16 protein-coding genes are annotated in these 12494 nt (G+C 62.6%); 13 read left to right on the top strand and 3 right to left on the bottom strand.

Going from position 1 to position 12494, the window contains the following annotated elements; genetic code table 11:
• The first annotated feature begins 1 nt into the window (after position 1).
• The 12 genes from AC0C6X_RS22940 to AC0C6X_RS22885 all read left to right on the top strand — a co-directional run bounded on the left by AC0C6X_RS22940 (position 2) and on the right by AC0C6X_RS22885 (position 9287).
• The gene (locus AC0C6X_RS22940) at positions 2–325 is read left to right on the top strand and encodes a hypothetical protein (protein ID WP_173516913.1); all 324 of its coding nucleotides are present in this window, start codon (positions 2–4) and stop codon (positions 323–325) included.
• Positions 322–921 carry a phage adaptor protein gene (locus AC0C6X_RS22935; RefSeq protein ID WP_173516912.1) on the top strand — a complete coding sequence of 200 codons (600 nt, stop codon included), beginning with the start codon at positions 322–324 and terminating at the stop codon, positions 919–921. The genes AC0C6X_RS22940 and AC0C6X_RS22935 overlap by 4 nt, the downstream gene beginning before the upstream one ends.
• Entirely contained in the window at positions 918–1520 is a 603-nt protein-coding gene (locus AC0C6X_RS22930; protein WP_472955332.1) for a hypothetical protein, read from the top strand. The genes AC0C6X_RS22935 and AC0C6X_RS22930 overlap by 4 nt, the downstream gene beginning before the upstream one ends.
• Positions 1517–3133, top strand: coding sequence for a hypothetical protein (locus AC0C6X_RS22925; RefSeq protein WP_472955329.1), 1617 nt, complete (start codon positions 1517–1519; stop codon positions 3131–3133). Before AC0C6X_RS22930 ends, AC0C6X_RS22925 begins: the two co-directional genes overlap by 4 nt.
• Positions 3130–3576 carry a GNAT family N-acetyltransferase gene (locus AC0C6X_RS22920; RefSeq protein WP_173516909.1) on the top strand — a complete coding sequence of 149 codons (447 nt, stop codon included), beginning with the start codon at positions 3130–3132 and terminating at the stop codon, positions 3574–3576. The genes AC0C6X_RS22925 and AC0C6X_RS22920 overlap by 4 nt, the downstream gene beginning before the upstream one ends.
• A 5-nt stretch (positions 3577–3581) precedes the next feature.
• Positions 3582–5111: a tail fiber domain-containing protein gene (locus tag AC0C6X_RS22915; protein WP_472955326.1), complete on the top strand. Its 1530-nt coding sequence runs from the start codon at positions 3582–3584 to the stop codon at positions 5109–5111.
• Between the two features lie 201 nt (positions 5112–5312).
• Positions 5313–6998, top strand: a complete 1686-nt coding sequence (locus AC0C6X_RS22910) for a hypothetical protein (RefSeq protein WP_472955323.1) — start codon at positions 5313–5315, stop codon at positions 6996–6998.
• Entirely contained in the window at positions 6998–7474 is a 477-nt protein-coding gene (locus AC0C6X_RS22905; protein ID WP_472955322.1) for a hypothetical protein, read from the top strand. The genes AC0C6X_RS22910 and AC0C6X_RS22905 overlap by 1 nt, the downstream gene beginning before the upstream one ends.
• A 94-nt stretch (positions 7475–7568) precedes the next feature.
• Positions 7569–8348 (top strand): hypothetical protein, encoded by a 780-nt coding sequence (locus AC0C6X_RS22900; protein ID WP_472955320.1) that lies wholly within the window; start codon positions 7569–7571, stop codon positions 8346–8348.
• The gene (locus AC0C6X_RS22895; RefSeq protein WP_472955318.1) at positions 8345–8548 is read left to right on the top strand and encodes a hypothetical protein; all 204 of its coding nucleotides are present in this window, start codon (positions 8345–8347) and stop codon (positions 8546–8548) included. The genes AC0C6X_RS22900 and AC0C6X_RS22895 overlap by 4 nt, the downstream gene beginning before the upstream one ends.
• Positions 8549–8668: 120 nt before the next feature.
• The gene (locus AC0C6X_RS22890; protein WP_173516903.1) at positions 8669–8926 is read left to right on the top strand and encodes a hypothetical protein; all 258 of its coding nucleotides are present in this window, start codon (positions 8669–8671) and stop codon (positions 8924–8926) included.
• A complete protein-coding gene (locus tag AC0C6X_RS22885) occupies positions 8913–9287 on the top strand; it encodes a DUF1515 family protein (protein ID WP_246304299.1) in 375 nt (124 codons plus the stop codon). The genes AC0C6X_RS22890 and AC0C6X_RS22885 overlap by 14 nt, the downstream gene beginning before the upstream one ends.
• A 109-nt stretch (positions 9288–9396) precedes the next feature.
• Here the strand turns inward: AC0C6X_RS22885 and AC0C6X_RS22880 are convergent, their stop codons facing one another.
• From AC0C6X_RS22880 to AC0C6X_RS22870, 3 genes are all read right to left on the bottom strand, one after another.
• A complete protein-coding gene (locus AC0C6X_RS22880; RefSeq protein ID WP_472955315.1) occupies positions 9397–10014 on the bottom strand; it encodes a hypothetical protein in 618 nt (205 codons plus the stop codon).
• Between the two features lie 235 nt (positions 10015–10249).
• Positions 10250–11281: a GlxA family transcriptional regulator gene (locus AC0C6X_RS22875; RefSeq protein ID WP_472955312.1), complete on the bottom strand. Its 1032-nt coding sequence runs from the start codon at positions 11279–11281 to the stop codon at positions 10250–10252.
• 38 nt (positions 11282–11319) lie between these two features.
• Positions 11320–11583 carry a hypothetical protein gene (locus AC0C6X_RS22870; RefSeq protein WP_472955309.1) on the bottom strand — a complete coding sequence of 88 codons (264 nt, stop codon included), beginning with the start codon at positions 11581–11583 and terminating at the stop codon, positions 11320–11322.
• Between AC0C6X_RS22870 and AC0C6X_RS22865 the strand changes: the two genes are divergently transcribed.
• Complete coding sequence (locus AC0C6X_RS22865; RefSeq protein WP_472955307.1) at positions 11582–12415, top strand: alpha/beta fold hydrolase; 834 nt, start codon at positions 11582–11584, stop codon at positions 12413–12415. The genes AC0C6X_RS22870 and AC0C6X_RS22865 overlap by 2 nt on opposite strands.
• Positions 12416–12494 lie beyond the last annotated feature (79 nt).

Here is a 12494-nt window from a genome sequence, read left to right as displayed (position 1 = left end):
GATGCTGATCCGCGACGGAGCCTGGACGCTCTACGATCATGACCGGATGACGGGCCGCTCGGTCTGGCACCTCTTCGACGGGGAGAAGGATGTCTATCGCGTCGATTATCCCGTCGACAATCTGCTCAGCGAAAACCGGGACGTGCGCAACAGCGCCGAGAAGGCCTGGCGCGGCGATTGGCACCGCGTCGCCTCGGTCCCACTCAACATTGCGCATGCCTCTGGCCTGGTGACGGCGCATTCGGAAGGCGACGACCGCTTCGTCAAACGCTTCCTCAACGACGGCGACAATCGTGCCTGGCGCACCAAGGAGGGCCGGCTATGAGCATTGCAGACTATGCCGCATTGCTCGTCGATGCCGGAGAATACAGCGGCCGTAACGACATCGCCCACCTCTTTCCGCGATTTCTCGGCCTTGCCGAGCTGAAACTCAACCGGATGCTGCGCGTGAGCGATATGGAAGCAACGGCGGCGATCACCGTCGTCGAAGGCGATGCGCCGCTGCCTGCGGATTTTGTCGAGGCGCGACAAGTGCTGAGCGCGAGCGGCCGGCCGATCCGTGCCATGGCCTTGCAGCAATTGGCTGAGAGCAATCTGGCCGAAGCCTGTGGCCGACTCGGCTATGCGATCGTCGGCAACAGGATCAAGCCTTTCCCAGCGGGAAGCTACGGTCTCACCATGATCTATTATCGCAAGATCCCTCCGCTGACGGCGGAGAACCCCGTCAACTGGCTGCTCGAAAGGGCGCCTGACGTATATCTCTACGGGCTGGTCGAGGAGATCGCCATCTGGGAGCGCGACGCCGGCAAGGCAGGCGCGGCACAACAGCTGAAAATGTCGGCGCTTGCGGGGCTCGGTGTTGCCGACGAGCGCGCCCGCTGGGGCGACGCGCAAATGACTGTCGCAGGAGTGACGCCATGACCTTGCTTTCGGCAATCAACGAGGTCTGCGATATCGTTTCGCTCGACCGCTTCGACAGCATCTACGGCTCCAACGATCCCAATGCCCAGACGATGGTGGCGCTGGCGCAGGAGGCGGGCGAGGAGATTGCCCGCCGCGGCGACTGGCGGCGCCTGCTGAAGCAGCATGTGGCGATCCTCTCGCCGCTGACCCTTCCGGCCGACTGTCAGCGGCTGACGCCGGGCGGCGCCGTGCGCACCGCATCCGGCGGCTTTTTTCGCCCGATCACCAACAGCTCGCAATGGGCGGTCGCCACGAGCACCGCTTCGGCGCAGCCCTATTTCTTCCTGCGGGACAACCAGATGCTGTTCTTGCCAGCGTCAGCAGGCGTCGGAGCCATCGTCGACTACATCTCGAAGAACTGGGTGCTGGGCGACCCCTTCGAGGAGCGCAACACGCTGCAGGCGGATGACGACCGGACACTGTTTCCCGAGCGGCTGCTGGGCAAGGGCATTCTGTGGCGCTGGAAGCGGCAGAAGGGGTTGCCCTTCGACGACAGCCTCGCCGAGTTCGAGGCGGATCTGCTGCAGGAACTCAACGCCGACCGGGGGGCATCATGAGAGTGGACGTAAGGCCTGGACGCGTCGGCCAGAACAATCGCGGCGCAACCAGCATCGGGCGGCAGCAGACCTCGCAGCCGATCACCTTCCCGGCGCCGAAAAACGGGCTCGTGACGACGGCCGACATGGCGGCACAGCAGCCAGGATCGGCGAGCGTTCTGCGCAACTTTTTCCCGACGCTCGTCGGCTGCCGCATTCGCGGCGGTTCGCAGAAGCGGGGGCGGGTGGCCGACGGCGGCACGATCCGCAGTGCCTTCAAATACAAATACGGCGCCACGGAGAAGCTCTTCATGGCGACGGATACGGCGATCTACGACATGACCTCGCCGGCCGCACCGCCCGTGACGACGGCAGCCGCCGTCAGCGGACTTTCGGGCGGCGACTGGTGCACCTTCCAGCACACCAATGCGGGCAACTCCTTCCTCATCTGCCTCAACGGCGCCGATCAGCGCCGGGTGTACAATGGCAGCACCTGGGCGACGACGCCGGCGATCACCTTTCCCGACGCGACCACCATGGCGCAGCTCAACTACGGCTGGCTGTTCAAGAACCGGCAGTTCTTTTTGAAGAATGCCACCCTCGACGCCTATTATCTGCCGGTCAACGTGATCGGCGGGGCGGCGGCGCTGTTTCCGCTGGGCGGCGTGATGAAGAAGGGCGGCTCGCTGCTGACGGGCTTTTCCTGGTCGCTCGAAAGCGGCGACGGCCTTTCCGATCTCTGCGTCTTCGTCTCGACCGAAGGGGAGGTGGCGGTCTATGCCGGTTCCGACCCGAGTGACGCCAACAGCTTTGCACTGAAGGGCGTCTACCAGATCGGCAGGCCGCTCGGCAAGAACGCCTGGATCCGCGCCGGCGGCGATATCCTGATTGCCACCAGCGACGGGCTGACGCCGATTTCGCAGGTGTTCCAGCGCGATCGCCAGGCGCTCAGCCAGGTTTCTGTTTCGCGCCCGATCGAGGACGACTGGCGGCGGGCGGCGAATGCCACCGGCGCCGGCTGGGTGGTGAAGCAATGGCCCGAACAGAACCTGGTCTTCATCGCCTTTCCCGGCAACAGCGTCGTCGCGGATACGACATTCGTGCTCAATGTGCTCAGCGGCCGCTGGTCGACGATCAGCAATTGGCGGGCGAGCTGCTACGAGACGCTGCAGGGCGGGCTGTTCTTCGGCGCCGACGCCGGCTTTTGCTGGCAGGGCGATACGACGGGGACCGACGACGGGTTGACCTTTACGGCCGCCTATCTCTCGCAGTTTGCACCCTCTGGCCGGTTTGGCCAGCGCGCGCAAGCCACGCTCGCCCACGTGTTCTTCCGGGCGAAAAGCAAACCGAAAGTGCGGCTTTTTGCTCGAGCGGACTTCGACCGGTCGATCCCTGCGGCCACCAGCGTGACGGCTGGCGATGCCGCATCCTCCGATTGGGATGTCGGACTGTGGGACAAGGCGGTTTGGGACTCGCTGACGCAGCAGCTTCGCTACAGTTTTCGGCAGAATGTGCGGGCGTCAGGCGACATGCTGGCAGTCGGTTGCGCCATCACATCCGGTGGAGCGGCAAGGCTCGATCTGGAAGTGGATCTTGCGACGCTGCAGGTCGAGGCCGGGGAGGCGAGTGCATGAGGATCGTCTGGGGTGGTGCCGGCAACCCCACGGTGAACCAATCGATCGCGGACTTCGTGGCCCGCCACATCGCCGGCTGCGAACGCGGCTTTGCGGACTTTACCACCATGGGCGTCGTCGAAGGCGACGCGCTCCTGGCTGGCGTGGTGTTTCACAATTTTGCGCCGGAGGCCGGTGTTATCGAACTGTCGGCGGCTTCCACCAGCAGACGCTGGCTGACGCGGCCGGTGCTCAAGGGCATGTTCGGCTATCCGCTCCAGGAGATCGGCTGCCAGATGGTCGTGCTCAGGGTTTCCGAGCGCAATGCCGGCATGATCGCGATTGCCGAACGGTTCGGTTTCACGCCGCACCGAATTCCCCGCCTTCGTGGGCGGGCTGAAGCGGAAATCATCTTCACACTCACAGACAACCAATGGCGGGCGCACCCCGCCAACCAGAGGTAGGCACCATGGGAAAACCCAAAGCTCCTAAGCCGCCGGATCCGCGCGCGACCGCGGCGGCGCAGACCGCGACCATCGGCACCGCCATTGCCAATGGCACCCTCGGCAATGTCAACCAAGTGACGCCCGACGGCAGCCTGACCTATTCGCAGACGGGCAGTACCAAGTGGAAGGACCCGTCGAGCGGCGCTTTCTACGACATTCCCACCTGGACGGCGACGCAGACGCTCTCGCCGGCACAGCAGGCGATCAAGGACCAGACGGACGCCGCCGAAAAGAACATGGCGACGCTCGCCAACAGCCAGTCGGCACGGTTGAACGATCTGCTGGGGCGACCGCTCGATCTTTCCGGCGCACCGGCGGCCGGCAACCCCAACGCAATCAACCTGCCGCAGTATCAGCAATACGCTCCCGGCCCGGCGCTGCAGACGACGCTGCCCAGTACGGGCCGCGCTCAAGGGGCGGTCGCCAACGCCGGAGCGATACAGAGCTCGCTCGGCAATGCGGGTGACATCAGGCGCAGCTACGAGACGAACTTCGACACGAAGCGCTATGAGGATGCGCTGATGGCGCGCATGAACCCGCAGCTCGACCGAGACCGGGCGGCGCTGGAGACACAGCTTGCCAACCAGGGCTTACAGCCGGGCTCGGAAGCCTATAACCGGGCAATCGACCAGGCAAACCGGCAGGCAAACGACGCCCGGTTCGGAGCCATTCTCAATGCCGGGCAGGAGCAATCCCGGCTCGTGGGTCTTTCGCAGCAGGCGGCGGCCTTCGAGAATGCGGCACAGCAGCAGGCCTACGGCCAGATGCTGCAAGGCGGCCAGTTCGCCAACCAGGCGCAGAACCAGCAGTACACCCAGAACGCCAACAACCTTCAGTTGGCAAATGCCGCGCAGCAGCAGAATTTCAACCAGGCGCTCGCTGCTGTCGGCTTCGGCAATGACGCCTTGCAGCAGATGCACCAGAACAACCAGTCGACGACCGCCGCCAACAACGCGCTGAAGGATCAGAGTTTCAACGCGCAGCAGGCGCAACTTGCGGCACAGAATGCGGCGCGGACGCAATATCTCAACGAGATGTATGCCCAGCGCAACCAGCCGATCAACGAGATCTCGAGTCTGCTTTCCGGCGCCCAGGTTAGCAACCCGAATTTCGTGCCGACACAGGGGCAACGGATCGAGCCGGTGGACTATGCCGGGCTGGTGCAGAACAAGTATCAGGGAGAGCTTGACGCCTATCGAACGCGCCAAAGCGCCGCCAGCGGCGCGCTTGGCAATCTGTTCGGCATGCTGCCCTTTGGCAAGAACGTCTCGGACCGCCGCCTAAAGAAGGACATCAAACGGGTCGGCACGCTCGACGGGCATTCGCTGTACGAATACCGCTACAAGGGCGAGCCCGGCAGTGGCCCGAAGCACCTTGGCGTAATGGCGCAGGAGGTGGAGAGAACCCGCCCCGATGCCGTCAGCCGCGGGGCCGACGGCATGCGCCGCGTCGACTACGGCCGGCTTTTTGCCGCCGGACGGAAGAAGCGATAGGGGCGCCGATCCAGGCCTCCTTGCCTTACGCCATGCCGTCTGTCGATGGCGTCTTTCAGCGCTGTCCGACAGGTCGGCATGCCGCCCGCGGCAAGGCGCGCGCTGCCAGCCAGGGCGCGTCCCCGCGCGCGGCTCCGCGCATTCCATCGACATCAGGAACAATAGGGAAGCTTGCGGCCCGCACTTCCATGGAGACAAGCCATGCCCAGAACAGGTGGCGTCTATTCACCTCCCGCCGGCACCAAAGGTGTGCCCAATACCACGATCCAGAGCGTGCCATACAACACGCTGATCGACGACCTGACGGCCGACGCCAATGCACCGCGCCCGCTGACCGCGGGTGGCACGGGAGCGACAAGCGCAAGCGGCGCCCGAACCGCTCTTGGCCTCGAGATCGGCACCAATGTCCAGGCACAGGACGCAGGCCTGCAATCGATTGCCGGCCTGACGACTACGCCCAATCAGATGCTCTATACGACGGGGACCGACCTTTATGCGACGACGGCCCTCACACCATTCGCCAGGACCATCCTCGACGACGTGGATGCGGTTTCGGTGAAAGCGACTCTCGGACTGGCGGCGGTAGCCTCGTCTGGATCCGCGAGCGATTTGACCTCTGGCACGCTGGCAGATGCGCGGCTGCCGGGGGCGATGTCGGGTAAGACGTTTAAGGGAAGCGTAGTAGTTTCGTCGGCCGCGAGCGCAGCGCTGATTTTGAATGGCCCTAGTACGAACGGCATTGAAGTGGGGCGAACGGACGGTACGGCTACTAACACCTACATAGATTTCCATTCGTCTGGGAATAACATCGATTTTGATGCACGAATTTTAGCCTCAGGAGGAAATGGTTCCATCGGCCAAGGCGGGTTAACTGTCACCGCTCAAGGAGGGGGGCTTACCCTGGCCGGGACCCCACTTTCAGGAACGTCAGCATATTTTTCTAGTACATTGACGGCTCAAGACGTTCTCTCCAACGGCTCAATCCAAATCCGAAATAGTGGCAATCGCGTACTTTGGTTGATGAACGCTTCCGGTATCAACCGCACCGCGGTCTTCCACGACGATGGCAGTGAATATGTCGGCATTAATCTCTACAACGCCTCGGGCTCGTTTGTTAGGGCTTTGCAGATTTGGCAAGCTGGTGAGTTGACGTGGAATGGAACTAACTTCGTAATTGAAGGCAACGGTTCCACTTCTTGTCAGCTGCGGATGAATGTCGACACGGATAGTCAATATCGCTTTATTGGCACTAATTCCAATGAGCTTTACATTCAGAGATCCTCAAATAATTTCGGCAGCGCGACTACGCTGTTGCGGTGGGATAATGGTAACGACGCGCTCTTCTCCAGAGACATCTACGCGAACCGCGTAATTTCGAGCTCCTCTGGCCTTGGGACCAACTTTGCTGTTGGTGACGATGTTTGGATTGGCGACGTCAATGTTGCTAATCATATGAAGATTAGCGGACGACAGGATGGAGCCAAGGGATTTGTCCGCTTTGGCAACAGCGCCAATGCTCTTGGTGTGGATGGGACCACTTCTGAAGACAGATTAATCTGGGGTTCGTGGTTACTTCAAAGCGACGGGAATCAGTATTTACCCCCCTACCTTGGTAAATGGATGAACGTTGCTTTGGAAGAAAAAGCTACCGTCTACACCGGTTCCAACCAGGACGAGACAAACTTCCCCGTTGGTCATTCTGTGCTCTGCTACTCAAACGGCGCGCGAAATCGGAACCAGGGGTACGCCACTTACCTCTCCACTGCCGCCTATCAATACACCTTGGATGTCGGGGCGAGCTCTCAGTTGGGCGGGACCTGGCGGGCGCGCGGGCAGATCACCTATTCCAGTGGCAATTCCATGGTACAGATGCAGAGGACTGCGTGATGGCGCTTTCGTTGAATGAGGTCTATTCCGTTCAAAAGACCAGGGAAGACGGCGTGCTGCTGGTCAAGTGCAACATCACCGATCTGCAGGATGCGGTTTACGATTGCGAATATGTATCGCGGCCTGAAGATGGCTTCGGTCTCAATCCGACCATCCGCAAGTGGCTCGACGACAACTGCGATTTTCCGGTCGCCGACTATGTTCCCCCGACGGACGAAGAGAGCCGCTTGATAATGCCGTCGCTCTCCGCGCGGCAATTCCGTCTCGGTCTCGTCGGCGCCGGCGTTTCGCCCGAGGCGGTGGCAGCGACGATTGCCGCGCTGCCCGCGGGCACCGAACGGGACAGGGCACAGATCGAGTGGGAATATGCCGAGACGTTCCAGCGCGGGCACCCCCTCGTCGCCACGATTGCGAACGGGCTCGGCCTGTCAGAGCTGCAGGTCGACGCCCTGTGGCTCGCGGCGGTCAATCTCTAGGCACTCTTCACGAGACAGGTGACTTATGAATCGGTCGGTATTCTTTGCCGCTCTCCGGCGACGGGGCAGCGCGGCACTCGGCAGATCTTTTTCTGTGCAACAAGAGAGGGGCGTCGAGGCGATCCTCGAGGAGGCGCGGCGCCGCGGCGTCAGCCTTTGCCATCTCGCCGCGATCCTTGCAACCGCCTATCACGAGACCGGCGGCTCCATGCAGCCGGTCGAGGAAAATCTCAATTACACCGCGAAGCGGCTCACGCAGGTGTGGCCCGCTCGTTTCCCAACGATTGCGCGTGCCGAGCCTTACGCCGGCAATCCGCGAAAGCTCGCGAACCGGATCTATGGCGGGCGGCTCGGCAATGTCGAGACCGATGATGGGTGGCGTTATCGCGGGCGCGGTCTGGCCCAGATCACCGGCAGGGCGAACTATGCGAAGTTCGGCATCGCGGCTGCCCCCAACCAGGCGAATGAGACGGCAACGGCGGTGCGCATCCTGTTCGACGGCATGGCGCAGGGGCTTCTTACCGGCAAGCGGCTCTCCGACTTCGACACCAGCGAGAGTCTTTCCAAGGCTGCGACCGGCTATCGCTATGCGGCATCCCGCGCGATCATCAACGGTGATGTCCGGCAAAATGGCCCAAAGATCGAGGCCTACGGCAGGGCATTCGAGACGGCATTGCGTGAAGCCGGATATGGCCCGAGTGGCCAGGAAAGGGCGGGGTCGACCGGGCCGGGCGTCGTCGTCGTGCTTCGGCCCGGAAAGTCGGGGTCAGGGGGCAAAGGTCAAGGTGAAAGCGCCACTTTCCGGTCCATTTGCAAGACTTTCGAACGCCTTGCCGCCGCGATCGTCGCAATTATCGCGAGGTGGGCGAAATGAGCGCCGTGGTGATCCGTATAGTGTTGCGCTACGGCGCGGGCCTGCTTGTTGCGAAGGGCCTGCTGGCCCCTGAAATCGGTCCGGCGCTTGCCGATGATCCCGACATACAGATGGTGTTGGAAGTTGGCGTCGGCCTGGTTGCCGGCGTGCTCTCCGAAACCTGGTATGGGCTGGCACGGCGTTTCGGCTGGGCGAAATGATGCTGTCCTGGCCGAAGCTTGTCCTTGGCGGGCTGTTGCTCGCCGGCGTCGCCTGGCTTGTCCACGAGATCCGCGCAGACGGTGCTCGTTCCCTCGCCAGTCTCATCGAAAGGCAGAACAATGACGCTCAGAGCCGCGCTGGTGAAAGGCGCCTTGATTATGATTCCTGCCTTGATTCAGGCAGGTTGTGGAACTTCGCAACCGGCCAGTGTTCCGGGCCTGCGGGGCGTGGTCGGAACTGATCTCATCGGCGCGCGCGGTGCGACGCCTGCGGATCAACGCCGGATCGACCGCACGGTCGTCGGGCTTTGCGCGGCAGAAATCTGGACACGGGCGGAATGCGCCAGGCATGGGGAGCGCGCCGATGTCGGCAGTTGAAATCGATGTAGCCGTTCACCGCCAGCTCGGCGAATTGGTTGCGGGCATGCGCGGCTTGCAGGAATCCATTCGCCGGATCGAGGAGGGCGCCCAGCGTGCCGAAGACAAGACCGCGACAAGCCATGCCAACGTGCATTTGCGCATGGAGCAGCTTGCCGATCGGGTTGGCGAACTCGAGGCGTCGGTCCTGGCGATCGGTACGGACGTCGCGGAGATGAAGCCGGTGACCGACGACGTCAGGCGCTGGAAGCTGATGGGGATCGGCGCGCTGGGCGTCACCGGCATTGCGGCGATGGCGCTGGGCGTCAGCTTTGCCGAAGCGATCCGCCGCATCGTCTTTGTCGTCATTGGCAAGGGGTGAGGGCTCGAGCGTCTGAAATGAACGAACACGAAAACGCCGCGCGCCCCTCTCTCGGGCGCGCGGCGTTTTTTGCGTTTCGATCGCGCCTAAAGTTGATGCGTCTCACGCCTCACACGGCGTCGGCAAGGATCTGGCGCCTGTCACGCATGACCAGGGTGGCGATGAAGAAAGCCTGGACGAGCAGCAGGGCATAGGCGGCGAGGATGACGCCGCAGGGTACGACAAAATTCAGTTGCGGTGCGGCGCCGAGGATGACGGGCACGCTCCAGGAGACGATCGAAATGACGCCGCACCCGATCAGTGCCGTCTTCGTGGCGGGTTTGGCGCCGGCGAGCAGCGTCGAGCCAATCTGCTGGCGGACGAAGGGCAGCACGAAACGGTGAATGGCAAGGCCATTGACGGTAAGGATGCTGACGATCGTCACCTTGGCCCAGATCTTCGGGTTCAGCAGCTTTTCCGTTTCGGTCAATTGGTACAGCAGGAGAAATCCGAGACCTGAGCCCCACAGCAGAAACAGTCCGGCTGCGATAAAGCGGCTGATCCATTCGACGTGACCGACCAGTTCGGCGCTGACGATCATCCGGCGGTAGCGCGACAGCATCAGATCGAGAAACACGGCGCCACCGAGGCCAAGCACCATGCCGGAGAAATGTACCAGCCGCAGCGATGTGCGGATATATGAGACCAGCGCCGGTGCCGACGACAATGAAAAATCCAGAACGCCCATTTCCAATTCCCCCAAGAAGGCACACCAATGCGTTCGCACCCCCTGGAGGGGGCGCGTCCGATGCCGACGGACTGTCGTGATTGCTGCTTCCGGCACGGTCGCCAATGACGCCGGCGACCAATGTCGGAGTGCGCTCTTTCTATTAAAAGGTGAGTTTGAGTGTCAAGTATACGATGACGCTAATTCAGCAATTTATAGAGTGACGAGGATGGTCCCGGCAGGGATGCGAGGTCGATCACAACGCAGGCATTGCGTTCGACGCGCCTGCAACCATTCGCCGGCCACCGTCCGGTACGGAGAAGCGCAGGCGGTATTCTTTCGGCGAAAGGCCGAGGATCTTGCGGAAGATCTTGCGATAGGCGTTAGTGTCATCGTAACCGCTCTGCCAGGCGACCTGCTCGATCGACAGATGCGAACGCTCCAGGAGGTCGCGTGACTTGGCGATCCTGAGCCGCTGGCAATATTCGGTGGGATTGAAACCGGTCGCCTTCTGGAAACGGCGCAGGAAGGTGCGGTCGCCGAGCCCGGCGCGTTCCGCCATCATCTGCAGCGTCACGCCCTTGGTGCTGGTGCCGTGCAGCCAGTGCTGGATCTTGAGGATGACGTTGTCGCCGTGGTCGAGCTTCGGCGCGAAGACGCTGTAGTAGCTCTGCTCGCGGGCTCCGGGGTCGATGATCATGAAGCGCGCGGTCGCCAGCATGACGTCGGTTCCCAGGAACCGGTCGACGAGCTTCAGCCCGAGATCGATCCACGCCATCATGCCGCCGGCGGTGATGATGTCGCCCTCGTCGATCAGCAACCTGTCGGTATCGACGCGGATGTTGCCGTAGCGGCTGGTGATCAGGTCCTGGTGCGACCAGTGCGTGGTGATGGTACGGCCAGCGGCGAGGCCAGATTCTGCCAGCAGATAGGCGCCGCCGCAGACGGAGCAGATCGTCGTGCCGCGCTCATGCTGCTTGCGCACGAAGGCAGGCAGGCCGGCGATGCGATCGCCGACCGGCAGGTCCGACAGCGTCGGCGGCAGGATCAGCGCCACGAGGCCCGAAGAAGGGCCCTGGTGGGTGTCGCGCGATTTCGACACCGAGCCGTCTTCCTGAAGCGTCCAATGGCTGATGCGGATCTGCGGAGCATCCAATCCGCTCTGCTCGACCGACTGCATGCTGGCAACCTCGAACATGTCGGTCAGGCCGTGGATCGCCGACATCAGGGCGCGCGGATAGACGACGATGCCGATCTCCGCCGGTTCGCTTTCCGGTCGTTTTGTCACTTCTGCCCCCATCGTTGTCAGCTTTGCCGGTCGAGAGGTTAGGGCCGCCGATTTATCAATTCAACCATCGCTTCCACGGAATGGAAGCCGGGCAACAGAGAGAAAGAGGCGAGGACAATGACACAGGCAAAAGCAGTTTCCGCAAGCGTTTCCAGTGGCCTTTCGCGGCGCACGGTTCTTTCGGCGGCCTTTGGCGCCGCCGCCACCGCCGCCGCGGTCAGCGCAACGAACACCGCGGCGAAGGCCGCATCCACCACCGCATCAACAGCCGGCGTCGCCGGCACTGAGGGAGCAAAGACCATGGGCAGCCGCATCATCACCCGCGATGGCGTCGAGATCTACTACAAGGACTGGGGGCCGAAGGATGGTCCGGTCGTCGTGCTCAGCCACGGCTGGCCGCTGTCGTCGGACAGCTGGGAAGCGCAGGCGTTCCATCTCGCCAACAACGGCTTCCGCGTCATCACCCATGACCGCCGTGGCCACGGCCGCTCGTCGCAGCCCTGGGACGGCAACGACATGGATCATTATGCCGACGATCTGGCCGATCTGATCAATGCGCTCGATCTGAAGGAGATCTTCCTCGCGGGCTTTTCGACCGGCGGCGGCGAGATCAGCCGTTACATCGGTCGCCACGGCACGGGCCGTGTTGCCAAGGCCGGGCTGATTTCGGCGGTGCCGCCGCTGATGGTCAAGACCGATGCGAACCCCGGCGGCCTGCCGAAGGAGGTGTTCGACGGCCTGCAGGCGGCAAGCCTCAAGGATCGTTCGAAGCTCTATCGCGATATCGCCGCCGGCCCGTTCTTCGGCTTCAACCGGCCGGGCGCGGTTGCCTCCCAGGGCATGATCGACAGTTTCTGGCTGCAGGGCATGATGGGCGGTCATAAGAACACCTATGACTCGATCGTCGCCTTCTCGCAGACCGACTTCACCGAGGACCTGAAGAGGTTCGATGTCCCGACCCTGATCATCCATGGCGACGACGACCAGATCGTACCGATCGACGCGGCGGCACGGGCGTCGAAGAAGCTCGTCCCGCATGCCGAGCTCAAGGTCTATGCCGGCGCGCCGCATGGCATAACCGACACCCACAAGGACCAGCTCAACGCCGATCTGCTGGCCTTCGCCAAGGCGTGACAATGCCGACCGGTGTCGCCGAGTGCGGCACCCGGTCGCTCGCCAAACACATCCAGATCCCCGACTGCTTCAGCCAAGG

It is taken from the genome of Ensifer sp. VA4 (assembly GCF_055710065.1).
This window is presented reverse-complemented; position numbering and strand designations above follow the sequence as displayed.

What these genes read in the sequence shown, in the direction of transcription:
- AC0C6X_RS22910 (WP_472955323.1), top strand. Translation starts at nt 5,313, where the DNA reads ATGCCCAGAACAGGTGGCGTCTATTCACCTCCCGCCGGCACCAAAGGT.
- AC0C6X_RS22870 (WP_472955309.1), bottom strand. Translation starts at nt 11,583, where the DNA reads ATGGTCTTTGCTCCCTCAGTGCCGGCGACGCCGGCTGTTGATGCGGTG.
- AC0C6X_RS22920 (WP_173516909.1), top strand. Translation starts at nt 3,130, where the DNA reads ATGAGGATCGTCTGGGGTGGTGCCGGCAACCCCACGGTGAACCAATCG.
- AC0C6X_RS22930 (WP_472955332.1), top strand. Translation starts at nt 918, where the DNA reads ATGACCTTGCTTTCGGCAATCAACGAGGTCTGCGATATCGTTTCGCTC.
- AC0C6X_RS22865 (WP_472955307.1), top strand. Translation starts at nt 11,582, where the DNA reads ATGGGCAGCCGCATCATCACCCGCGATGGCGTCGAGATCTACTACAAG.
- AC0C6X_RS22935 (WP_173516912.1), top strand. Translation starts at nt 322, where the DNA reads ATGAGCATTGCAGACTATGCCGCATTGCTCGTCGATGCCGGAGAATAC.
- AC0C6X_RS22890 (WP_173516903.1), top strand. Translation starts at nt 8,669, where the DNA reads ATGACGCTCAGAGCCGCGCTGGTGAAAGGCGCCTTGATTATGATTCCT.
- AC0C6X_RS22940 (WP_173516913.1), top strand. Translation starts at nt 2, where the DNA reads ATGCTGATCCGCGACGGAGCCTGGACGCTCTACGATCATGACCGGATG.
- AC0C6X_RS22880 (WP_472955315.1), bottom strand. Translation starts at nt 10,014, where the DNA reads ATGGGCGTTCTGGATTTTTCATTGTCGTCGGCACCGGCGCTGGTCTCA.
- AC0C6X_RS22925 (WP_472955329.1), top strand. Translation starts at nt 1,517, where the DNA reads ATGAGAGTGGACGTAAGGCCTGGACGCGTCGGCCAGAACAATCGCGGC.
- AC0C6X_RS22885 (WP_246304299.1), top strand. Translation starts at nt 8,913, where the DNA reads ATGTCGGCAGTTGAAATCGATGTAGCCGTTCACCGCCAGCTCGGCGAA.
- AC0C6X_RS22895 (WP_472955318.1), top strand. Translation starts at nt 8,345, where the DNA reads ATGAGCGCCGTGGTGATCCGTATAGTGTTGCGCTACGGCGCGGGCCTG.
- AC0C6X_RS22915 (WP_472955326.1), top strand. Translation starts at nt 3,582, where the DNA reads ATGGGAAAACCCAAAGCTCCTAAGCCGCCGGATCCGCGCGCGACCGCG.
- AC0C6X_RS22905 (WP_472955322.1), top strand. Translation starts at nt 6,998, where the DNA reads ATGGCGCTTTCGTTGAATGAGGTCTATTCCGTTCAAAAGACCAGGGAA.